This is a genomic window from Pseudomonas marginalis, from assembly GCF_024169655.1.
GTDB lineage: Bacteria > Pseudomonadota > Gammaproteobacteria > Pseudomonadales > Pseudomonadaceae > Aquipseudomonas > Aquipseudomonas paraveronii.
The window spans coordinates 5105395-5125833 of sequence record NZ_JALJWV010000001.1 but is presented as its reverse complement, the minus strand read 5'-3'; the positions used below and the strand labels follow the sequence as shown (position 1 = coordinate 5125833).

Here is a 20439-nt window from a genome sequence, read left to right as displayed (position 1 = left end):
TGGCACGGTAATGACCCATAAAACGATTTTTCGGCACCCTTCAGTGACTAAACATCAAGCTGATTGCCTTGATTTCAGGAAAGACCATGCGTCGAAAGCTCCCTAGTAATGCTGCCCTGATTGCCTTTGAAGCAGCAGCCCGCCATGGCAGCTTCGCCCGTGCCGCAAACGAATTGGCCTTGACCGAGGGCGCAATCAGTCGGCAGATAGGCCGCCTGGAAGCCTTTCTGGGCGTCACCCTATTCGAGCGCGTTGGCAACCGCGTGCGGCTCTTGCCTGGCGGTGAGCGCTACGCGGCGCAAGTGCGCGAACTACTCGAGCGCCTCGACAGGGACAGCCAGTATCTGATGGGCCAGCCCAGAAACGGCGCAAGCCTGGATATCGCCGTCAGCCCAACCTTTGCCCTGCGCTGGCTAATTCCTCGGTTGTCCGGCTTTGGTCAACAACACCCGAATATCTGCGTGCACCTCTCGGAACGTATGGAACCGTTCGTGCTCGCTGGCAGCGGTTTTGACGCCGCCATCCATTTTGAGCACCCGGCCTGGACGGGCATGCACACGCACCGCCTGTTGAACGAAGTGTTAATTCCGGTTTGTCACCCTGGCCTCCTGAGTCCGGGCAAGCAGGCAACGGCTCTGGATTCACTCCCGCGATTACACCGACGACAGAGCCCGGACGCGTGGCAGCGCTATGCCCAGGAAACCGGGATTGTCCTGAGCAACCCAGCGATGGGCGCGCGCTACGATTTGCATGCGATGTTGATCGAGGCCGCACTGGCGGGTCTTGGAGTGGCGCTTGTACCGCGCCTGTACGTGGAAGCAGAGCTGGCACAAGGCCGGCTGGTTGCGCCATGGCCGCAGGAGAAGAATGTCGCAAAGACCTTTTGCCTCGTGTTGCCCGAGCCCCTTGAACTGAGCCGCGTGCCCATCCAGGCATTTGCGCATTGGCTGTTTGGGGAAGCGCAGGTGAAGTAGCGGCAGGTGATCAGAGGAGATTGGAGATGGATTTAGATGGTATGCAGATCTTCTTCAGAAACGCTTGAAATACGGGCTTCCTAGCGAAGAGTCTATCTCGTATTACGAGGCAGGATTTTCTGAGCGAGTAATAGCACAGCACATGGCGTTTACGATTTTTGATACAGCGGAGACGAGCTACGAAGCTCGTAATTTGATACGTGACAATCAAGCCGATTTCGAGCGAGTTCTCGACAATTATCCTTCTTATTTTAAAGATGTTTTCCAGCGGATTATCGCACCGCAGACGTAATTCATTGATCTGAGACTAATGCTGCACCACAAGCGATTGCTTTGGTCGAATGTGGCGATAACCCTAAGTCCGGCAAACCCGTCTCGACAGCTATTTTCTAGGGGTAGAGTGTACTGTGCGGCGGATTCTCGACCGCAATCAAATGTGATCGCGCCTCATCTCGGCCCACTCGATCAATGCCTGGATTGACGGCCCGAGTGCATGGCCGATCTGGGTGAGCTGGTACTCCACCCGGGGTGGCACTTGCGGGTACACCGTGCGCAGCACGATGCCATCCTTTTCTAACTGCTTTAGCTGTTGAATCAGCATCTTCTGATTTATTCCCTCGATCAGCTTCTCTAGATCCGAGAAACGAAGCGCACCTTTGGCTGCGAAAAGCTGGCACAAGATGATGATTTTCCATTTCCCTTCCAGCACGCGAAGAGTCTCAGTCGTTGCTTCGGCCCAATTCAACCGATTTTGCGGATCGCCGCAATCCCAATCCCGTTCCATTTCTTTCTCGAAGGTGTGCTACCCACCTTTTGGTAGGTACTTACCATTATTACATCAGCCGCCTAGAATCGGTGCAAGCAAACGATTACTGAGGCTTAACCATGAAAATCGGCATCATTGGAACGGGTAACATCGGCGGCACCATTGCTCGTAAGCTAAGAGCTGCTGGCCATGAGATCCGCGTGGCAAATTCTGGAGGTGTCAACGGCGTTCGTGCATTCGCCGAAGAAATCGGAGCGGAGCCTGTAGACATTCGGGGCGCAGTGGATGGCGCGGATGTGGTAGTGCTGTCGATACCTCTGCCAGCATTGAGCACACTCCCTTCTGACCTATTTACCTCCGTACCCGACAGCATCCCTGTTGTGGATACCAGCAACTACTACCCTGGTTTGCGTGACCCGCGCATTGCTGAAATTGATCAAGGGATGACGGAAAGCGTTTGGGTGACGAAGCAGATTGGGCGACCAGTAATCAAGGCTTTCAACAATGTGCTCGCCTACACATTGGCAGAGTTGGGCGTTCCGGACGGTACACCAGGTCGCTTGGCAGCGGCGGTAGCGGGTGACGATGAGAAAGCCAAAGAAACAGTGATGACTCTGGTAGATCAGGTAGGTTTCGATCCGGTTGACGCAGGCTCGCTTGAGGAGTCCTGGAGGCAACAGCCGTCTACACCAGGCTATTGCTGTGATTACGATGCTGAGACTATGCGTAGGGCTTTATCAGCAGCTATCAGAGGGCAGGCAGCCGCTAAACGAGATCGATTGCCTGAGCATTTCAAGTGGCTCGGGCCGAACCCGACCCATGGCGACGTGGTAGCCATGAATCGATCATTCAATCCACTCGACTAAGGTTTTTTGCTGAGCATGGAGCAAGCTCAAGAATGACTGATCGCTTGAGACGATGAATGAGTCCAGCATTGGGGTAACAACATTCCAATCTCACTTGCCCGCTGTGTCGGCAGCCGAGTCAGCACATCTTTGAGATAGGCATACGGATCGTGCCCATTCATGCGCGCCGACTGGATCAAACTCATAATCGCTGCCGCTCGTTTACCGCTGCGAAGAGACCCAGCGAACAACCAATTGGAGCGCCCAAGCGCCCATGGCCTGATCGTGTTTTCGACCGGGTTATTGTCGATGGGCACGGCACCATCATTCAGGTAGCGCGTTAGCGCTACCCATCGTTTCAAGCTGTAGTCCAAAGCCTTGGCCGTAGCCGAGCCTTCTGGCACAAGCTCACGCTGGGCCAGCATCCACTCATGTAGCTTCGCTGCGATGGGAACCGCTATTTCCTGGCGTAATCGCCTACGGTCTTCATCGCTCATTTCTTTGGCTTGCCGCTCGATCTCGTACAGGCCACCGATTGAGTGCAGTGCTTGTTCGGCCAGTTGGCTTTTGTTCGCCACATGCAGGTCGAAGAACTTGCGGCGGGCGTGCGCCATGCAGCCGATGAACGCGGAATTGCCAGGCCTGCACGGCCAAAGATCTTTTCCTGGCGGTACAGCGGAAGAGGGTCGGCAAACTTGGCCACCATTACGTGAGCCAACAGGCCAGCAGTGGGGATGCCCTTGTCGATCACCTGTGCCGGCACCGGCGCCTGGATCAGTGTTTCGCACTGGCGGCAGGCCCACTTTCCACGTACATGCTGCTCAACGGTAAACACGCCCGGTGTGTAATCCAGCTTCTCACTGACATCTTCGCCGATGCGCTGAAGCTGGCACCCGCAGACGCACTGGGTGTTCTCTGGCTCATGACGAATGACGGTACGAGGAAACTGCGGCGGAAGCGGCGCGCGCTTGGGCTTTTGGCGGATTTCGTCCGACGTCGGGGCAGGACGAAGCGCGTTCAGCTCTGCCTCGATGGCCTCAAGGTCGGTGTTGAGCAGGTCATCCAGCAAGCTGCCTTGCGCCGGGCTGATCTGCTCGCTGCGCTTAGCGAACTTGTGGCGCTTGAGGATGGCGATTTCGTGAGAGAGCTGTTCGATGATCGTCTCGTCACGATGGATCTTCCGGCCCATGGTGTCGACCTTCGATAGCAACTGCGTAGCGAGGGCGCGCAGTTGTTCGGGTGTCATTTGGTCGAGGTTGGGCGAGGAAGTCATGCCGTGGATTTTACCAAAGCAACTCATCCACCACAGCTCAAAGGCGGGACTAAATCACTGTAATTGCGCCGTTGGCGCCAACCCGCTGCCATGGCAAACCGAGCACCAACGCTTGCAGTTGTTCAGCGTCGAGTTCGACTTCCTGGCCGCGATGAGTGCCGGGCCAGTGAAACTTGCCTCGGTTCAACCTGCGTGCGGCAAGCCAGATGCCCACGCCATTGTGTACCAACACCTTCATCCGGTTGGCGCGGCGGTTGGCAAACAGATAGGCGCAGTGCGGCTTCGCCGCACCGAACACCGCTACCACGCGGGCCAACGCAGTTTCGGTGCCTGCGCGCATGTCCATCGGCTCGGTGGCGACCCAGATAGCATCGATGCGGATCATTGCGAGAGGCCACGGATGAAGCGTGCGCAGCCGTCTGGGTCGGATACGGGCCATTTGACCGTGATGTATTTGTCGCCCAGCGGCAGTGCGATAGACGCCGCTTCATCAGCGTGCCGTTTAGGCATCGGTTGCAGCGGTACAAACGCCGGAAGTGGCGCGACGGGTTTCTCACGGTATATCGGCAGCCACTTGCGAATCACGTTGGCATTGATGCCGTGGCTGATGGCGACGCTGGAAACTGAGGCACCGGGTTGCAGGCATTCCTGTACGATCTGGGCCTTGAAGGGTTTGGGGTAGGAGCTTCATTGGCGCATGGAAATCCTAGCGATTAGAGTGATCGCGTCCGCTTAAAAATGGTGTCCACTATCTTGGCTAATTTGGAGAACGGTCAGGAGTGGGTGCTGAACGGACGGTTACTCAGCGCGGGATACTTGCGCAGAAGGCTTGGTCGTCATGTTAGCTATTCTAAAAATCACCGTTCATGTGGCTGTTGAGCCGTTGAGTTCCTGCGATAACCGCAGCGCGCTCTTCGTTTCTTTCTCGGCAGCCTGCAGCTCCAGCGTAGGCCAATCTGTAGCAAAGGTATCGAGTTTGAACTGTTGGCAGAGCGCTTAAAACGTCATGTCAATCCACGGAGACAGCACAGGACCAGGCACTTCGACGGTCATCGGGCTTGTGAAATAACGCCACCCATGTATTGATTTAAATCGCGAAAATCCTTAACGCTCCATGAGTGCGGCGATAGCTTTACTCCATTCTCTCGCAAGGTTTTTGGAATTAAGTCGCCATTTGGGCGAAGTATTATCGAAGACACAATCACGCCCGGATAATCATTTAATCGTTTTTTGAAAGCGAGCGTTGTTAGATCAGGAGTCGGCGGATTACTTTTTTTAGCCAGCGGTCCTGTTGCTTTGAGATCCATTCCATGGCACATGCTGCATCGCTGTAGATAGAGATTTTTTCCATTAGCATTATCCGCGAAGGATAGTGATGTTTGAGTCAGCGACAACATTCCTAGCGAAGCGATGAGCAATACTTTCATTGTTTTTATCTTCCTTGATGGGATCGGCGTTGATTGGACGCGATTGGGCGCGCGGGAAAGATATCAGCCATCGCGTCGGCGCACACTGTCATTTCTGATGCCCATTAAACCAACACGTTTTCCCGGAGGTAATCGGGAGCAGACCCCGGTTGTTTCCTGCATCTGGGGGGGAATCGGCGTCGTTCGCCAACCCCGACCGACCTAACGGAAATTTTTCGCCACAGATACTGACTTTCAACCCCAATCGCTCCTGCGCTAACTTCCTCCCCGTCGCTTCCAACCCAGCGACCGGACTTGAGAATCCGAGAAACAATAGGCTCACTATATTAGGAGCTTAAGCAATGAGCATTTCTGACAGGCCATACCCTCACAACCCCACCACCCACACCTCCGCCCATCCAGGAGGTGTCCAATGATCAACCCACCCCTCAACAAAACCCTCGGCGTCATCACCTTTTCCACCTGCGGCAAACAGCCCAACTTTCACCGGCTATTCCGCGTCAATTCCGGCGTGCCCATCCGCGATGCCCTGGAGCATGCCTCCGAGTTGCTGCACTGTTCAAAACTGCTGGCGTTGGATGCCGCCATGGACACAGGCGCGGATCGTTATGCCTGGGCGGCGCATTATTTGGGGGAGATGGCGAAGGCGGTGGTGGATGATTTGGCGAATGGGATGTTGCCCAATGGGGTGATGGAGGAGGGTGAAGTGGCGGGTATTTAGTCAGGTGGTTTGAGGGCGTTGCGGCTGACGCTATCGCAGGCAAGCCAGCTCCCACAAGGGACGTGTTTCAAGTTGAGGGAGCGGTGGCCAGGGATTTTGCGGGTTGCCCACTTTTCGACAGGCGAAAAAAAAGACCTTGAATTTCAAGGTCTTTTTTTAAGATGGTGCCCCGAGGGAGAATCGAACTCCCACTTCTTTCGAAAACGGATTTTGAATCCGCCGCGTCTACCAATTCCGCCATCAGGGCTCAATGGCGGCGAAGTATAGAGATGAGATTACCGTTGGTCAATCACGTTTCATGGTCAATTTTGACTATTTCCGCTAGACTTCCCGGCCCTGCTAGACGAACCCCATCATGCGCGTTGCTGACTTTACTTTTGAGCTCCCTGATTCGCTGATCGCTCGCCACCCTTTGGCCGAGCGTCGCGCCAGTCGACTGCTGACCCTGGACGGGGTGAGCGGTGCCCTCGCACACCGTCAATTCACTGATTTGCTTGAGCATTTGCGCCCAGGCGATTTGATGGTGTTCAACAATACCCGGGTGATTCCGGCGCGGCTGTTCGGCCAGAAAGCCTCCGGCGGCAAGCTGGAAATTCTGGTGGAACGGGTGCTGGACAGCCATCGCGTGCTGGCCCATGTGCGTTCCAGCAAGTCGCCGAAACCGGGTTCGACCCTGCTGATCGATGGCGGTGGCGAAGCCGAGATGGTGGCGCGCCATGATGCGTTGTTCGAGCTCAAGTTTGCCGAGGAAGTGTTGCCGCTGCTGGAGCGCGTCGGCCATATGCCGTTGCCTCCTTATATAGACCGCCCCGACGAAGACTCGGACCGCGAGCGCTATCAGACGGTCTACTCCCAGCGCCTCGGCGCCGTGGCCGCGCCGACGGCCGGGCTGCATTTCGACCAGCCGCTGCTGGATGCGATCGCCGCCAAGGGCGTCGAGAGCGCGTATGTGACCCTGCACGTGGGGGCCGGCACGTTTCAGCCGGTGCGTGTGGATAACATCGAAGACCACCATATGCACAGCGAATGGCTGGAAGTCAGCCAGGACGTGGTGGACGCGGTCAACGCGTGCAAGGCGCGCGGCGGGCGGGTTATTGCCGTGGGCACCACCAGCGTGCGGTCCCTGGAGAGCGCGGCGCGTGATGGCGTGCTCAAGCCGTTCAGTGGCGACACCGATATCTTTATTTACCCTGGCCGGCCGTTTCATGTGGTCGATGCCTTGGTGACCAACTTCCATTTGCCGGAATCCACGCTGTTGATGCTGGTGTCGGCATTTGCCGGTTATCCGGAGACCATGGCCGCTTATCAAGCCGCCATCGACAATGGATACCGTTTTTTCAGCTACGGTGATGCGATGTTTATCACCCGTAATCCGGCGCCACGCGGCCCAGAGGAACAACTATGAGTCGTATGTCGTTTGAATTGCTGGCCACTGACGGCAAGGCCCGTCGCGGTCGTCTGACCTTTCCGCGCGGTACGGTGGAGACCCCGGCGTTCATGCCGGTCGGCACCTACGGCACCGTCAAAGGCATGCTGCCGCGCGACATCGTCGCCACTGGCGCCGAAATCATCCTCGGCAACACCTTCCACCTGTGGCTGCGCCCGGGCACGGAAGTGATCAAGAAGCACGGCGACCTGCATGACTTCATGAAGTGGCAAGGCCCGATCCTCACTGACTCGGGTGGTTTCCAGGTGTTCAGCCTGGGCGCCATGCGCAAGATCAAGGAGGAGGGCGTGACCTTCGCCTCGCCGGTCGACGGTTCCAAAGTGTTCATGGGCCCGGAAGAGTCGATGCAGGTCCAGCGCGACCTGGGCTCCGACATCGTGATGATTTTCGACGAATGCACGCCGTACCCGGCCGATGAAGACGTTGCGCGGGTTTCCATGGAGTTGTCGCTGCGTTGGGCCCAGCGCTCGAAGAACGCCCACGGCGACAACACCGCAGCGCTGTTCGGTATCGTCCAGGGCGGCATGCATGAAAGCCTGCGTAAACGCTCGCTGGAAGGCTTGGACAAGATCGGCTTCGACGGCCTGGCCATCGGTGGTTTGTCGGTAGGTGAGCCCAAGCACGAGATGATCAAGGTGCTGGATTACCTGCCGGGTCTGATGCCGGCTGACAAACCTCGTTACCTTATGGGCGTTGGCAAACCGGAAGATCTCGTAGAGGGTGTGCGCCGCGGTGTGGACATGTTCGATTGCGTGATGCCAACCCGTAATGCCCGCAATGGGCATCTGTTCATCGATACAGGCGTGCTGAAGATCCGTAACGCGTTCCATCGCCATGATGATTCGCCGCTCGATCCCACCTGTGACTGCTACACCTGCCAGAACTTCTCCCGTGCTTATCTGCACCATCTGGACAAGTGCGGGGAAATGCTGGGTAGCATGTTGAATACCATCCACAATTTGCGTCACTACCAAGTCCTGATGGCTGGTTTGCGCGAGGCTATTCAACAGGGTACATTGGCCGCCTTCGTCGATGCCTTCTATGCCAAGCGCGGGCTCCCTGTGCCGCCCTTGGACTGAGTTTTCCGACCCTAAGATTCACTATTTGCAACTGGAGTGCTAAATGAGCTTTTTTATCTCTAACGCCATGGCTGATGCCGCTGCGCCTGCTGCTGCCGGCCCTATGGGCGGTGGTTTCGAGTGGATTTTCCTGGTCGGCTTCCTGGTCATCTTCTACCTGATGATCTGGCGTCCACAGGCCAAACGCGCCAAAGAGCAGAAAAACCTGCTCGGCAGCCTGCAGAAAGGTGACGAAGTTGTGACGACCGGCGGTATCGCGGGCAAGATCACCAAGGTTTCCGATGCTTTCGTGGTTCTGGAAGTCTCCGACACCGTAGAAATGAAGTTCCAGAAGGGCGCCATCGCCGCCACGCTGCCTAAAGGCACGCTCAAAGCGATCTGAGTAACAACCTTTACCAATCGACGGGGCGCGCAAGGCGCCCCGCGTTATAAGCGGGCGGCGTGATGCTGAACAAATACCCTCTGTGGAAATACCTACTGATCCTGGCGGTGCTGGCGATCGGTTTTATTTATTCCGCTCCCAATCTCTATCCTGATGACCCTGCGATCCAGATCTCTGGCGCCAGCACTTCGCTGAAGGTCAATCAGGCTGACCTGGAACGCGCGAGCAAAGCGCTCACCGATGCGGGTATCCAGGTTAAAGCGGCAACCCTGGCAGCTGACGCGAAGGGCGGCTTGTTGCGCCTGACCAAGCAAGAAGACCAGTTGCCGGCCAAAGACGTCGTGCGCAAGGCCATGGGTGACGACTATGTTGTCGCGCTCAACCTGGCACAGACCACGCCAAAATGGCTGCGCAGCATTGGCGCGCACCCGATGAAGCTGGGTCTGGACTTGTCCGGTGGTGTTCACTTCCTGCTGGAAGTCGACATGGACAAAGCCCTCGACGCACGCCTGAAAGTCTACGAAGGCGACGTGAAGAGCCTGCTGCGTAAAGAGAAGTTGCGTTATCGCAGCCTGCCGCAGCTCAACGGTGCCATCCAGTTGGGCTTCTCTGACGAGGCCGCGCGCGAACAGGCCCGTGGGCTGATCCGCAAGAACTTCAACGATTTCGACATCGTACCGGCCGACCTCAACGGTCAGCCTGTACTGCGTCTGGCGATGACCCCGGCCAAGCTGGCGGAAATCCGCGAATACTCCATCAAGCAGAACTTGACCACGGTACGTAACCGCGTCAACGAGCTGGGTGTGGCCGAGCCGATCGTTCAGCGTCAGGGCGCCAACCGCATCGTGGTTGAGCTGCCGGGCGTGCAGGACACTGCTGAAGCCAAGCGTATCCTCGGTAAGACGGCCAACCTGGAATTCCGTCTGGCCGCTGAGCCGGGTGCTTCCAAAGCCACTTCCGAGACCTTCGAGTTCCGTGAAGGCAACCGCCCTGCGGCGCAGATCGAGCGTGGTTTGATCATCACCGGCGACCAGGTGACTGACGCCAAGGCCGGTTTCGGCGAGCACGGTACGCCTGAAGTGAACATCCGCCTGGATGGCCACGGCGGCGAGCTGATGAGCCGCGCCACGCGCAGCAACGTCGGTCGCAGCATGGCGGTGATCTTCATCGAGCAGCGCCCGGTGACCACCTACACCAAGCAAATGGTCAACGGCGTCGAGAAAGACGTGCCGGTGCAGACCTTCAAGGAAGAGAAGAAGATCATCAGCCTGGCGACCATCCAGTCGCCGCTGGGTGCTCAATTCCGCATCACCGGCCTGAACGGCCAGGGTGAATCGTCCGAGCTGGCCCTGCTGCTGCGTGCCGGTGGCCTGGCTGCGCCGATGTACTTCGCTGAAGAACGCACCATCGGCCCGAGCCTGGGTGCCGACAACATCACCAAAGGTGTCGATGCGGCCTTGTGGGGCATGCTGTTCGTGTCGCTGTTCATCATCGCCATCTACCGCTTCTTCGGCATCATCGCCACCGTGGCCCTGGCGGGCAACATGGTGATGTTGCTGGCCTTGATGTCGCTGCTGGGGGCTACGCTGACCCTGCCAGGCATCGCCGGTATCGTGCTGACCATGGGTATGGCGGTGGACGCCAACGTGCTGATCTTCTCGCGGATTCGTGAAGAGATCGCCGCCGGCATGACCGTGCAGCGCGCAATCAACGAAGGCTTCGGCCGGGCATTTACCGCGATTCTCGACTCCAACCTGACCACATTGCTGGTCGGCGGGATTCTCTTTGCCATGGGCACCGGCCCGGTCAAAGGTTTTGCGGTGACCATGTCCCTCGGGATCTTTACCTCGATGTTCACGGCCATCATGGTGACCCGCGCAATGGTCAACCTGATCTTTGGCGGGCGTGACTTCAAGAAGTTGTGGATTTAAGGGGCTGCCATGTTACGTACAATCAACTTCATGGGCGTTCGCAATATTGCGTTCGGCGTCACTGTGCTCCTTACCGTTCTGGCGTTGTTCAGCTGGTTCCATAAGGGCCTGAACTACGGTCTGGACTTCACCGGCGGTACGCTCATCGAGCTGACCTATGAGAAGCCGGCCGACGTTAGCCTGGTGCGCAGCGAGCTGGTCAAGGCCGGCTATCACGAAGCCATCGTGCAGAGCTTCGGTGCGACCACCGACCTGCTGGTGCGCATGCCGGGCGAAGACCCGCAACTGGGTCATCAGGTCGCCGAGGCCTTGCAGAAGGTCGGCGGTGATAACCCGGCATCGGTCAAGCGCGTCGAGTTCGTCGGCCCGCAAGTGGGTGAAGAGCTGCGCGACCAGGGTGGTCTCGGCATGCTGATGGCGCTCGGCGGCATCATGATCTACCTGGCTTTCCGCTTTCAGTGGAAATTCGGGGTTGGCGCCATTGTGTCGCTGATCCATGACGTGGTGGTAACCGTGGGTATCCTGGCGTACTTCCAGATCACCTTCGACCTGACCGTACTGGCTGCCGTGCTGGCGATCATTGGTTACTCCCTCAACGACACCATCGTGGTATTCGACCGGGTTCGAGAGAACTTCCGCGTACTGCGCAAGGCGACGCTGATCGAGAACATCAACATCTCCACCACTCAGACCCTGTTGCGGACCATGGCGACGTCGATCTCCACCTTGCTGGCGATCGCGGCACTGATGATCTTCGGTGGTGACAACCTGTGGGGCTTCTCCCTGGCGCTGTTTATCGGCGTTCTGGCGGGCACCTACTCGTCGATCTACATCGCCAACGTGGTACTGATCTGGCTGAACCTCAACAGCGAAGACCTGATCCCTCCGGCCGCGACTGGCAAGGAGGTCGACGACCGCCCTTGATGGGTGAGCGTTGATTTGTTGTTACAAAGAAGGCGCGAGTATTGAACTCGCGCCTTTTTTTTTGCTCCAAGGCTGGGTATAGCGCGGATCTTTCGGTCCGTTTGTGATGGTCAGGAGGTTCAACGTGAACAAGTCGTTGCTGGTTGGTGCGGTATTGGGTGCTGTCGGTGTGACTGCCGGGGGTGCTGTTGCCACCTACAGCCTGGTAAAAAGCGGCCCTGAGTATGCGCAAGTGCTGGCGGTGCAGCCGGTGAACACCCAGATTAAAACGCCTCGCGAGGTCTGCAAGGACGTCGCAGTGACCCGGCAGAAGCCGGTGCAGGATCAACACCAGATCGTCGGTACGGTGGTCGGTGCGCTGGCCGGTGGCCTGTTGGGTAACCAGGTCGGTGGCGGTAACGGTAAGAAGCTGGCCACCGTAGCCGGTGCGGTCGGTGGCGGCTACGCCGGTAACAAGGTTCAGGAAGGCATGCAGAACCGCGATACCTACACCACCACGCAAACCCGCTGTAACACCGTCAACGACATCAGCGACAAGGTTGTCGGCTATGACGTGCGTTACACCTTGGGTGGCAAGGAAGGTACGGTGCGTATGGATCGTGATCCAGGCGGTCAGATCCCGGTCGATAAAGAGGGGCGTCTGATTCTGGGCCAGAACCAGCAATAACCCCGGGCCTGGCACAGTTCACAATGTGGGAGGGGGCTTGCCCCCTCCCACAGTTGGCTTGTGGTGTTGCTGGTATTTAAGCTCACACCAAATCCCAGGCATAAAAAAAGCACCCCGAGGGGTGCTTTTTTGTGCTCGCTCGCTTAGCGCTTCAGCGACGCCGGCAGGTGCGGCTGGATCGCCGTCAATACTGCCTTGAAGCATTTGGTGTTACCGGCAACCACGTGGCCCTTTTCCAGGAAGTCGTGACCACCGGTGAAGTCGCTCACCAGGCCGCCGGCCTCTTGGATCAGCAGGGCGCCCGCTGCCATGTCCCACTCGGACAGGCCCGACTCCCAGAACGCATCAAAACGACCGGCGGCCACATAGGCCAGGTCCAGGCTGGCTGCACCGGCGCGGCGGATGCCGGCGGTCTGGCCAACCAGGGCGCGGAACATGCCCAGGTAGTTGTCCAGGTTGTCCATCTGGTCGTCACGGAATGGGAAGCCGGTGCCCAGCAGGGCGCCGTCCAGGCTGGTACGGCCGCTGACGCGCAGGCGACGACCGTTCAACTGGGCGCCACGGCCACGGCTGGCGGTGAATTCTTCCTGGCGAACCGGGTCCAGCACAACGGCGTGTTCCAGGCGGCCACGGTATTTGCACGCGATGCTCACGGCAAAGTGCGGGATGCCGCGCAGGAAGTTGGTGGTGCCATCCAGTGGGTCGATGATCCACAGGTAGTCTTCGCCTTCGCCGCTGCCTTTATGCATGCCGGTTTCTTCGCCGAGAATGCCGTGGGTAGGGTAGGCCTTGCGCAGGGCGTCGATGATTTTCTGTTCGGCGGCGCGATCCACCTCGGATACATAATCCTTGGCGTCTTTTTCGTCGACCTTGATGGTATCCAGGCGCTCGATGGAGCGGAAGATCAATTCACTGGCGCTGCGGGCGGCGCGCAGCGCGATATTCAGCATGGGCTGCATGGATGTGTCACCTAAGGTTGTTAAAGAAAGCCGAGCATTCTAGCAGAAACTTTCTTCAGGTGAAGGACGACGTGAGCTTTCATGGCATAACCTTAGGCTGTTCTGTAAGATTTGCTCCCCTTTCCCGTGTCCGAGAGCGCCTCCCTTGCTGCAAAACATTCGTGTCGTCTTGGTCAATACCAGTCATCCCGGCAATATCGGCGGGGTGGCGCGAGCCATGAAAAACATGGGGCTGACGCGCCTGGTGCTGGTCGAGCCGCGCGTGTTCCCGCACCACGAGGCCGATGCCCGGGCCTCCGGCGCCAATGACATCCTTGAAAAAGCCCAGGTCGTCGCCACCTTGGAAGATGCATTGGTCGGCTGCAACCTGGTGCTCGGCACCAGCGCCCGCGACCGTCGAATCCCTTGGCCATTGCTCGATCCGCGTGAATGCGGGACCAAAGTGGTGGAGGAAGCCGCCGGCGGCGCTGAAATCGCCCTGGTGTTCGGTCGTGAAGACTCCGGCCTGACCAATGAAGAGCTGCAGCGATGTCATTATCACGTGCATATTCCATCAGACCCTGAGTTCAGCTCGCTGAACCTCGGGGCGGCGGTGCAGGTGTTGAGTTACGAAGTGCGCATGGCCTGGCTGGCCGCTGAAGGGCAGCCGAGCAAGGTCGAGAAGGATGAAGTGGCATCGACCAAAAGTGGCGAGTTGGCCACCATGGACGAGCTGGAACGGTTCTATGAGCACCTGGAGCAAACCCTGGTGGCCATCGAATTCCTCGATCCGGAAAAGCCCCGGCACTTGATGGCGCGCCTGCGTCGCCTGTACGGACGCAGCTCGGTCAGCCGAGCGGAAATGAATATATTGCGTGGCATCCTCACGGAAACCCAGAAAGCGGCCCGTGGCGAGCTTCTTAAGCGGAAGGATTAAAAATGTTCGAGCGTTTGCGAGAAGATATCCAGAGTGTTTTCCACCGTGACCCGGCGGCGCGCAATGCCTTTGAAGTGCTGACCTGCTACCCGGGCATGCATGCGATCTGGATTCATCGCCTGTCCGGCGCCTTGTGGGGCATGGGTTGGAAATGGCTGGCGCGGGTGGTGTCCAACTTTGGGCGCTGGTTGACCGGCATCGAGATTCACCCGGGCGCCAAGGTCGGCCGCCGCTTCTTCATCGACCACGGCATGGGCATCGTCATTGGCGAGACCGCCGAAATTGGTGATGACGTGACCCTGTACCAGGGCGTGACCCTGGGCGGCACCAGTTGGAATAAAGGTAAGCGCCACCCAACCCTGGAAAACGGCGTGGTGGTAGGGGCGGGCGCCAAGGTGCTGGGTCCGTTCACTGTGGGGGCTGGGGCCAAGGTCGGCTCCAATGCAGTGGTGACCAAAGCCGTGCCGCCGGGGGCAACCGTGGTTGGGATTCCAGGGCGGATCATCGTCAAGCCGGAAGTCGGTGATGAGCAGGAAGCCAAACGCAAGGCTATGGCCGAGAAGATCGGCTTCGATGCCTACGGCGTCAGCGAAGACATGCCCGACCCGGTGGCCCGTGCCATCGGTCAGTTGCTTGACCACCTGCAAGCGGTAGACGGCAAGCTGGACGGCATGTGCGGCGCGCTGAAGGAGTTGGGCAGCAGCTATTGTGCGAAAGACCTGCCTGAGCTGCGCGAAGAGGACTTCGCCGAGATCAAAGACGAAGCCGCCACCAAGGCTGGCTGAAGCCTCGCGATCACCAAAAGTCCCCTGTGGGAGGGGGCTTGCCCCCAATAGCGGTGGTCAGTCACCCAATACATTGACTGATCCGTCGCTATCGGGAGCAAGCACCCTCCCACATGTTGATCTCCATTGGTCTCTGAATTCCTGCTCGGCCCTGTTCCTGCTGTTCGTCCCCACCCCATCCTGATATTATTTGCGCGCCCTTTTTGCGGCTAATCCTGACTAAAGTACTAGGTCTTATAGTTGACTTAAATACTCGGGAATCGCATACTTGCTCCCATTCTGAAACACCTTGGTACTTGTCCATGAGACTGACTACAAAAGGCCGATACGCGGTGACCGCCATGCTTGACTTGGCTTTGCACGCGCAAACTGGGCCGGTGTCCCTGGCCGATATCTCCGAGCGCCAAGGCATTTCCCTGTCCTACCTCGAACAGTTGTTCGCCAAATTGCGCCGCAGCAATCTGGTCTCCAGCGTGCGTGGGCCGGGTGGCGGCTATCAACTGTCGCGCGATATGCAGGGTATCCAGGTGGCCCAGGTGATCGACGCGGTCAACGAATCCGTCGATGCCACCAAATGCCAGGGTTTGGGTGATTGCCACGCCGGCGACACCTGCCTGACCCACCACTTGTGGTGTGACTTGAGCCTGCAGATCCATGAGTTTTTGAGTGGTATCAGCTTGGCTGATCTTGTGACTCGCCGTGAGGTGCAAGAAGTAGCCCAGCGTCAGGACCAGCGCCGTTGCAACACCAAGGCGCCGCGTCTGGACAAGATTGAAGCGTCTGCCGTCGAGTGACAGCCGAAGAGCTAACGGCACGCCAGCCAGCCTGATTTAGGAGAAAGTCCATGAAATTGCCGATTTACCTTGATTACTCAGCGACCACCCCGGTTGATCCGCGTGTCGCGCAAAAGATGAGCGAATGCCTGCTGGTTGACGGAAACTTCGGCAACCCGGCGTCGCGTTCCCACGTATTCGGCTGGAAAGCCGAAGAAGCGGTTGAAAACGCTCGTCGCCAAGTCGCTGACCTGGTGGGTGCCGACCCACGCGAAATCGTCTGGACCTCCGGTGCTACCGAATCCGACAACCTGGCAATCAAGGGCGCCGCGCATTTCTACGCGACCAAAGGCAAGCACCTGATCACCACCAAGATCGAGCACAAGGCGGTCCTCGACACCATGCGCCAATTGGAGCGTGAAGGGTTCGAAGTCACCTACCTCGAGCCGACCACCGACGGTATCGTGACGCCGGCGATGATCGAGGCGGCGATGCGTGAAGACACCATCCTGGTTTCCGTGATCCACGTGAACAACGAAATCGGCACCATCAACGACATCGCGGCCATCGGCGAGCTGACCCGCTCCAAAGGTGTGTTGCTGCACGTCGACGCTGCTCAGTCCACCGGCAAGGTCGACATCGACCTGTCGAAGCTGAAAGTCGACCTGATGTCGTTCTCGGCGCACAAAACCTACGGTCCTAAAGGCATCGGTGCCCTGTACGTGAGCCGCAAACCTCGCGTGCGCATCGAAGCCACCATGCACGGCGGCGGTCACGAGCGCGGCATGCGTTCGGGCACCCTGGCGACCCACCAGATCGTCGGCATGGGCGAGGCTTTCCGTATCGCCAAGGAAGAAATGGCTGCCGAAAACGTGCGTATCAAGGGCCTGAGCGATCGCTTCTACAAGCAGGTCGAAAACCTTGAAGAGCTGTACATCAATGGCAGCATGACTGCCCGTGTACCGCACAACCTGAATTTGAGCTTCAACTACGTCGAAGGCGAGTCGCTGATCATGGCGCTCAAGGACCTGGCGGTTTCGTCCGGTTCGGCCTGCACCTCGGCCTCCCTTGAGCCGTCCTACGTGCTGCGCGCCCTGGGCCGCAACGACGAACTGGCGCACAGCTCGATCCGCTTTACGTTTGGCCGTTTCACCACCGAAGAAGAAGTCGACTACGCCGCGCAGAAAGTCTGCGAGGCCGTCACCAAGCTGCGCACCTTGTCGCCGCTGTGGGACATGTACAAAGACGGCATCGATATTTCCAAGATCGAGTGGGCGGCACACTAACTATAGAAGCCGCCACCCCAGCTCTGTAGGAACGTGGCGGAAAACGCAGGCGTTTTTACAGGGCTCCAGAGCGGCCCTGATGAGTGAGGATTCAGTACCATGGCTTACAGCGAAAAGGTCATAGACCACTACGAAAACCCGCGCAACGTCGGCAAGATGGACGCGGAAGACCCTGATGTCGGCACCGGCATGGTCGGCGCTCCGGCGTGCGGCGATGTGATGCGCCTGCAGATCAAAGTCAATGAGGCGGGCGTTATCGAAGACGCCAAGTTCAAGACTTACGGCTGCGGTTCGGCTATCGCCTCCAGCTCCCTGGCGACCGAATGGATGAAAGGCAAGACCCTGGATGAGGCTGTGACTATCAGCAACACCCAACTGGCCGAAGAACTGGCTCTGCCGCCAGTGAAAATCCACTGCTCCGTGCTCGCAGAAGACGCCATCAAGGCTGCCGTTCGCGACTACAAGCAGAAGAAAGGCTTGATCTAAGCATTTGGCGACGAGTAAGGAGTCAACGATGGCTATCAGCATGACAGAAGCGGCTGCGCGGCACGTGCGACGCTCCCTGGATGGGCGCGGTAAAGGTGAGGGGATTCGTCTGGGTGTTCGCACCACGGGCTGTTCCGGCCTTGCCTATGTGCTGGAGTTCGTCGACGAGGTAGTGGCGGAAGATCAGGTGTTCGAAAGTCACGGCGAGAAAGTGATCATCGACCCGAAAAGCCTGACCTACCTGGACGGCACCGAACTCGATTTCGTCAAGGAAGGGTTGAACGAAGGCTTCAAGTTCAACAACCCCAACGTGCGCGGTGAATGTGGCTGCGGCGAAAGCTTCAACATCTGAGGCTACTTGTGGGCAATCCTTGTCATTTCGCTTTATTCGAGCTGCAGCCGAGCTTTCGGCTGGACCTCGAGCAGCTTGCCACGCGCTACCGTGAATTGGCGCGTGGCGTGCATCCGGACCGCTTCGCTGACGCTTCCGAGCGTGAGCAACGCCTGGCGCTGGAGCAATCGGCCAGCCTCAACGAAGCCTATCAGACGCTCAAAAGCCCCCCCAAACGCGCGCGTTACCTGCTCGCGATGAATGGTGGTGAGTTGCCGCTGGAAGTCACGGTGCATGATCCGGACTTTCTGATGCAGCAGATGCAGTTGCGCGAAGAGCTCGAAGACTTGCAGGACGAAGCCGATCTGGCGGGTGTCGCGGCCTTCAAGCGGCGTCTGAAAGTGGCTCAGGATGCGCTCTACGAAAGCTTCGCAGCCTGTTGGGATGATGCAGCGCAACGTGAGCAGGCAGAACGCCTGATGCGGCGCATGCAGTTCCTCGACAAGCTCACCTACGAAGTGCGCCAGTTAGAAGAGCGCCTCGACGATTAACCCAGCGCTGCCCATGTTGCACGCCTGAAAGACAGATAAGACCTGATTACCATGGCCCTACTGCAGATCGCCGAACCCGGCCAAAGTCCTCAACCGCACCAGCGTCGTCTGGCGGTCGGGATTGACTTGGGCACCACCAATTCCCTGGTCGCCGCCTTGCGCAGCGGCCTGTCCGAGCCGCTGCCCGATGCTGATGGCCAGGTGATCCTGCCGTCGGCAGTGCGCTATCACGCTGATCGCACCGAAGTTGGTGAGTCGGCCAAGCTGGCAGCGTCTACCGATCCATTGAACACCGTGCTGTCGGTCAAGCGCTTGATGGGTCGTGGGTTGTCCGACGTCAAGCAATTGGGCGACCAGCTACCGTACCGCTTTGTCGGCGGTGAGTCGCACATGCCGTTCATCGACACCGTCCAAGGCCTGAAAAGTCCGGTGGAAGTGTCGGCCGATATCCTCAAGGTGCTGCGCCAGCGCGCGGAAACCACCTTGGGCGGTGAACTGGTCGGCGCGGTAATCACGGTTCCAGCCTACTTTGATGACGCTCAGCGCCAAGCCACCAAGGATGCGGCGAAGCTCGCCGGCCTGAACGTGCTGCGTCTGCTCAATGAGCCGACCGCTGCTGCCGTGGCTTACGGCTTGGATCAGCATGCCGAAGGCTTGGTCGCGATTTACGACCTGGGCGGCGGCACCTTTGATATTTCAATCCTGCGCCTGACTGGCGGTGTCTTTGAGGTGTTGGCCACCGGCGGTGATACCGCCCTGGGCGGCGATGACTTCGACCACGCGATCGCCGGTTGGATCATCAGCAGTGCCGGTTTGTCCGCTGACCTGGACCCGGGCGAGCAGCGCCATCTGCTGCAAACTGCCTGTGCCGCCAAAGAAGCCCTGACTGATGCGGCCTCTGTTGACGTTTCCTACGGCAATTGGTCGGCCCAGCTGACCCGTGAAGCCTTCGATTCGTTGATCGAACCGATGGTCGCCCGCAGCCTCAAGGCTTGCCGCCGCGCCGTGCGTGATTCCGGTGTTGAGCTGGAAGATGTCGCTGCCGTGGTGATGGTCGGTGGTTCGACCCGAGTGCCGCGCGTCCGCGAAGCTGTTGCCGAAGCGTTTGGCCGTCAGCCGCTGACTGAAATCGATCCGGATCAAGTGGTGGCCATTGGTGCCGCGATCCAGGCCGATACCCTGGCCGGCAACAAGCGCGATGGTGGCGAACTGCTGCTGCTCGACGTAATTCCGTTGTCCCTGGGTCTGGAAACCATGGGCGGCCTGATGGAGAAGGTGATTCCGCGCAACACCACCATCCCCGTCGCCCGCGCCCAGGACTTCACCACCTACAAAGACGGCCAGACGGCCATGATGATTCATGTGCTGCAAGGCGAGCGCGAGCTGATCAGCGACTGTCGCTCCCTGGCACGCTTTGAACTGCGCGGTATCCCGGCGATGGTCGCGGGTGCGGCGAAGATTCGCGTGACCTTCCAGGTCGACGCCGATGGCCTGCTCAGCGTGGCCGCGCGAGAATTGGGCTCGGGCGTTGAAGCCAGCATCCAGGTCAAGCCGTCCTACGGCCTGACCGACGGCGAAATCGCCAAGATGCTCAAGGATTCGTTCCAGTATGCCGGTGACGACAAGGTCGCCCGCGTGCTGCGCGAGCAGCAAGTCGATGCCCAGCGCCTGCTCGAAGCGGTGCAGGGCGCCCTGGAGGTCGACGGCGAACGCCTGCTGGATGCCGAAGAGCGCATGGTCATCGACCTGCAGATGCAGGAACTCGCCGAATTGATGAAAGGCTCCGATGGCTATGCCATCGAGCAGCAGACCAAGCGCCTGTCGCAAGTGACCGATGCCTTCGCCGCCCGCCGCATGAACCAGACGGTAAAAGCCGCCCTGGCGGGCCGCAACCTGAATGAAATTGAGGAATAATT

General features: G+C 58.6%; 21 protein-coding genes, 1 tRNA gene and 2 pseudogenes. 17 read left to right on the top strand and 7 right to left on the bottom strand.

The genetic code is table 11. The annotated features are described in order from the left end of the window. Positions 1-86 precede the first annotated feature (86 nt). Positions 87-974: a LysR substrate-binding domain-containing protein gene (locus tag J2Y83_RS23550; RefSeq protein ID WP_253398748.1), complete on the top strand. Its 888-nt coding sequence runs from the start codon at positions 87-89 to the stop codon at positions 972-974. A gap of 430 nt (positions 975-1404) precedes the next feature. On the opposite strand, the gene J2Y83_RS23545 is transcribed toward J2Y83_RS23550, so the two are convergent. After that, the gene (locus J2Y83_RS23545) at positions 1405-1758 is read right to left on the bottom strand and encodes a winged helix-turn-helix transcriptional regulator (RefSeq protein ID WP_103496976.1); all 354 of its coding nucleotides are present in this window, start codon (positions 1756-1758) and stop codon (positions 1405-1407) included. A gap of 101 nt (positions 1759-1859) precedes the next feature. On the opposite strand from J2Y83_RS23545, the gene J2Y83_RS23540 reads away from it, so the two are divergent. Then, entirely contained in the window at positions 1860-2606 is a 747-nt protein-coding gene (locus J2Y83_RS23540) for an NADPH-dependent F420 reductase (RefSeq protein WP_253398746.1), read from the top strand. Positions 2607-2632: 26 nt separating this feature from the next. Here J2Y83_RS23540 and tnpC read toward each other — a convergent pair. The 4 genes and pseudogenes from tnpC to J2Y83_RS23525 all read right to left on the bottom strand — a co-directional run bounded on the left by tnpC (position 2633) and on the right by J2Y83_RS23525 (position 5285). Then, positions 2633-3858 (bottom strand): annotated as a pseudogene (tnpC, locus tag J2Y83_RS23535) (IS66 family transposase). A 49-nt stretch (positions 3859-3907) separates the two neighbouring features. Next, a complete protein-coding gene (tnpB, locus tag J2Y83_RS23530; protein WP_253398744.1) occupies positions 3908-4243 on the bottom strand; it encodes an IS66 family insertion sequence element accessory protein TnpB in 336 nt (111 codons plus the stop codon). Next, positions 4240-4530, bottom strand: a pseudogene (locus tag J2Y83_RS29710) (transposase); the annotation flags it as partial. The gene tnpB and the pseudogene J2Y83_RS29710, both read right to left, overlap by 4 nt. 377 nt (positions 4531-4907) lie before the next feature. Next, positions 4908-5285: a cytochrome c gene (locus J2Y83_RS23525; protein ID WP_253398742.1), complete on the bottom strand. Its 378-nt coding sequence runs from the start codon at positions 5283-5285 to the stop codon at positions 4908-4910. Positions 5286-5697: 412 nt separating this feature from the next. On the opposite strand from J2Y83_RS23525, the gene J2Y83_RS23520 reads away from it, so the two are divergent. Continuing rightward, the gene (locus J2Y83_RS23520) at positions 5698-6006 is read left to right on the top strand and encodes a DUF3077 domain-containing protein (RefSeq protein ID WP_253398740.1); all 309 of its coding nucleotides are present in this window, start codon (positions 5698-5700) and stop codon (positions 6004-6006) included. A 162-nt stretch (positions 6007-6168) separates the two neighbouring features. Here the strand turns inward: J2Y83_RS23520 and J2Y83_RS23515 are convergent. Then, positions 6169-6253, bottom strand: a tRNA-Leu gene (locus J2Y83_RS23515). Between the two features lie 108 nt (positions 6254-6361). Between J2Y83_RS23515 and queA the strand changes: the two genes are divergently transcribed. From queA to J2Y83_RS23485, 6 genes are all read left to right on the top strand, one after another. After that, positions 6362-7411 (top strand): tRNA preQ1(34) S-adenosylmethionine ribosyltransferase-isomerase QueA, encoded by a 1050-nt coding sequence (gene queA, locus J2Y83_RS23510; protein ID WP_253398738.1) that lies wholly within the window; start codon positions 6362-6364, stop codon positions 7409-7411. A 5-nt stretch (positions 7412-7416) separates the two neighbouring features. After that, the gene (gene tgt, locus J2Y83_RS23505) at positions 7417-8532 is read left to right on the top strand and encodes a tRNA guanosine(34) transglycosylase Tgt (protein WP_010565220.1); all 1116 of its coding nucleotides are present in this window, start codon (positions 7417-7419) and stop codon (positions 8530-8532) included. 43 nt (positions 8533-8575) lie between these two features. Continuing rightward, entirely contained in the window at positions 8576-8914 is a 339-nt protein-coding gene (gene yajC / locus J2Y83_RS23500; protein ID WP_003175975.1) for a preprotein translocase subunit YajC, read from the top strand. Positions 8915-8976: 62 nt separating this feature from the next. Continuing rightward, a complete protein-coding gene (gene secD / locus J2Y83_RS23495; RefSeq protein WP_253398736.1) occupies positions 8977-10845 on the top strand; it encodes a protein translocase subunit SecD in 1869 nt (622 codons plus the stop codon). Between the two features lie 9 nt (positions 10846-10854). After that, positions 10855-11769 carry a protein translocase subunit SecF gene (secF, locus tag J2Y83_RS23490; protein ID WP_253398734.1) on the top strand — a complete coding sequence of 305 codons (915 nt, stop codon included), beginning with the start codon at positions 10855-10857 and terminating at the stop codon, positions 11767-11769. A 124-nt stretch (positions 11770-11893) separates the two neighbouring features. Next, on the top strand, positions 11894-12436 hold the full coding sequence (locus tag J2Y83_RS23485) for a glycine zipper 2TM domain-containing protein (protein WP_247399224.1): 543 nt from the start codon (positions 11894-11896) through the stop codon (positions 12434-12436). Positions 12437-12579: 143 nt separating this feature from the next. On the opposite strand, the gene suhB is transcribed toward J2Y83_RS23485, so the two are convergent. Next, positions 12580-13395, bottom strand: a complete 816-nt coding sequence (suhB, locus tag J2Y83_RS23480; protein WP_010565225.1) for a type III secretion system regulator SuhB — start codon at positions 13393-13395, stop codon at positions 12580-12582. Positions 13396-13540: 145 nt separating this feature from the next. Here suhB and trmJ point away from each other — a divergent pair, with 145 nt between their 5' ends. From trmJ to hscA, 8 genes are all read left to right on the top strand, one after another. Further along, positions 13541-14311, top strand: coding sequence for a tRNA (cytosine(32)/uridine(32)-2'-O)-methyltransferase TrmJ (gene trmJ, locus J2Y83_RS23475; protein ID WP_003210307.1), 771 nt, complete (start codon positions 13541-13543; stop codon positions 14309-14311). Positions 14312-14313: 2 nt separating this feature from the next. Next, positions 14314-15096 (top strand): serine O-acetyltransferase, encoded by a 783-nt coding sequence (cysE, locus tag J2Y83_RS23470; protein ID WP_247399826.1) that lies wholly within the window; start codon positions 14314-14316, stop codon positions 15094-15096. 302 nt (positions 15097-15398) lie between these two features. Then, the gene (iscR, locus tag J2Y83_RS23465) at positions 15399-15890 is read left to right on the top strand and encodes a Fe-S cluster assembly transcriptional regulator IscR (protein ID WP_003194020.1); all 492 of its coding nucleotides are present in this window, start codon (positions 15399-15401) and stop codon (positions 15888-15890) included. A gap of 50 nt (positions 15891-15940) precedes the next feature. Beyond that, positions 15941-17155, top strand: a complete 1215-nt coding sequence (locus J2Y83_RS23460) for an IscS subfamily cysteine desulfurase (protein WP_253398732.1) — start codon at positions 15941-15943, stop codon at positions 17153-17155. Between the two features lie 99 nt (positions 17156-17254). Then, positions 17255-17641 carry a Fe-S cluster assembly scaffold IscU gene (gene iscU / locus J2Y83_RS23455; RefSeq protein ID WP_010565229.1) on the top strand — a complete coding sequence of 129 codons (387 nt, stop codon included), beginning with the start codon at positions 17255-17257 and terminating at the stop codon, positions 17639-17641. Positions 17642-17669: 28 nt separating this feature from the next. Further along, complete coding sequence (gene iscA, locus J2Y83_RS23450) at positions 17670-17993, top strand: iron-sulfur cluster assembly protein IscA (RefSeq protein WP_010565230.1); 324 nt, start codon at positions 17670-17672, stop codon at positions 17991-17993. An 8-nt stretch (positions 17994-18001) separates the two neighbouring features. Next, entirely contained in the window at positions 18002-18523 is a 522-nt protein-coding gene (gene hscB / locus J2Y83_RS23445) for a co-chaperone HscB (RefSeq protein ID WP_247399830.1), read from the top strand. 51 nt (positions 18524-18574) lie between these two features. Further along, the gene (gene hscA / locus J2Y83_RS23440; protein WP_253398730.1) at positions 18575-20437 is read left to right on the top strand and encodes a Fe-S protein assembly chaperone HscA; all 1863 of its coding nucleotides are present in this window, start codon (positions 18575-18577) and stop codon (positions 20435-20437) included. The last annotated feature ends 2 nt before the right edge of the window (positions 20438-20439 follow it).

Bases quoted from the DNA above. Each gene is read 5' to 3' on its own strand.
- J2Y83_RS23550 (WP_253398748.1), top strand. From the start codon at position 87: ATGCGTCGAAAGCTCCCTAGTAATGCTGCCCTGATTGCCTTTGAAGCA.
- J2Y83_RS23545 (WP_103496976.1), bottom strand. From the start codon at position 1,758: ATGGAACGGGATTGGGATTGCGGCGATCCGCAAAATCGGTTGAATTGG.
- J2Y83_RS23540 (WP_253398746.1), top strand. From the start codon at position 1,860: ATGAAAATCGGCATCATTGGAACGGGTAACATCGGCGGCACCATTGCT.
- tnpB (WP_253398744.1), bottom strand. From the start codon at position 4,243: ATGATCCGCATCGATGCTATCTGGGTCGCCACCGAGCCGATGGACATG.
- J2Y83_RS23525 (WP_253398742.1), bottom strand. From the start codon at position 5,285: ATGAAAGTATTGCTCATCGCTTCGCTAGGAATGTTGTCGCTGACTCAA.
- J2Y83_RS23520 (WP_253398740.1), top strand. From the start codon at position 5,698: ATGATCAACCCACCCCTCAACAAAACCCTCGGCGTCATCACCTTTTCC.
- queA (WP_253398738.1), top strand. From the start codon at position 6,362: ATGCGCGTTGCTGACTTTACTTTTGAGCTCCCTGATTCGCTGATCGCT.
- tgt (WP_010565220.1), top strand. From the start codon at position 7,417: ATGTCGTTTGAATTGCTGGCCACTGACGGCAAGGCCCGTCGCGGTCGT.
- yajC (WP_003175975.1), top strand. From the start codon at position 8,576: ATGAGCTTTTTTATCTCTAACGCCATGGCTGATGCCGCTGCGCCTGCT.
- secD (WP_253398736.1), top strand. From the start codon at position 8,977: ATGCTGAACAAATACCCTCTGTGGAAATACCTACTGATCCTGGCGGTG.
- secF (WP_253398734.1), top strand. From the start codon at position 10,855: ATGTTACGTACAATCAACTTCATGGGCGTTCGCAATATTGCGTTCGGC.
- suhB (WP_010565225.1), bottom strand. From the start codon at position 13,395: ATGCAGCCCATGCTGAATATCGCGCTGCGCGCCGCCCGCAGCGCCAGT.
- cysE (WP_247399826.1), top strand. From the start codon at position 14,314: ATGTTCGAGCGTTTGCGAGAAGATATCCAGAGTGTTTTCCACCGTGAC.
- iscR (WP_003194020.1), top strand. From the start codon at position 15,399: ATGAGACTGACTACAAAAGGCCGATACGCGGTGACCGCCATGCTTGAC.
- J2Y83_RS23460 (WP_253398732.1), top strand. From the start codon at position 15,941: ATGAAATTGCCGATTTACCTTGATTACTCAGCGACCACCCCGGTTGAT.
- iscU (WP_010565229.1), top strand. From the start codon at position 17,255: ATGGCTTACAGCGAAAAGGTCATAGACCACTACGAAAACCCGCGCAAC.
- iscA (WP_010565230.1), top strand. From the start codon at position 17,670: ATGGCTATCAGCATGACAGAAGCGGCTGCGCGGCACGTGCGACGCTCC.
- hscA (WP_253398730.1), top strand. From the start codon at position 18,575: ATGGCCCTACTGCAGATCGCCGAACCCGGCCAAAGTCCTCAACCGCAC.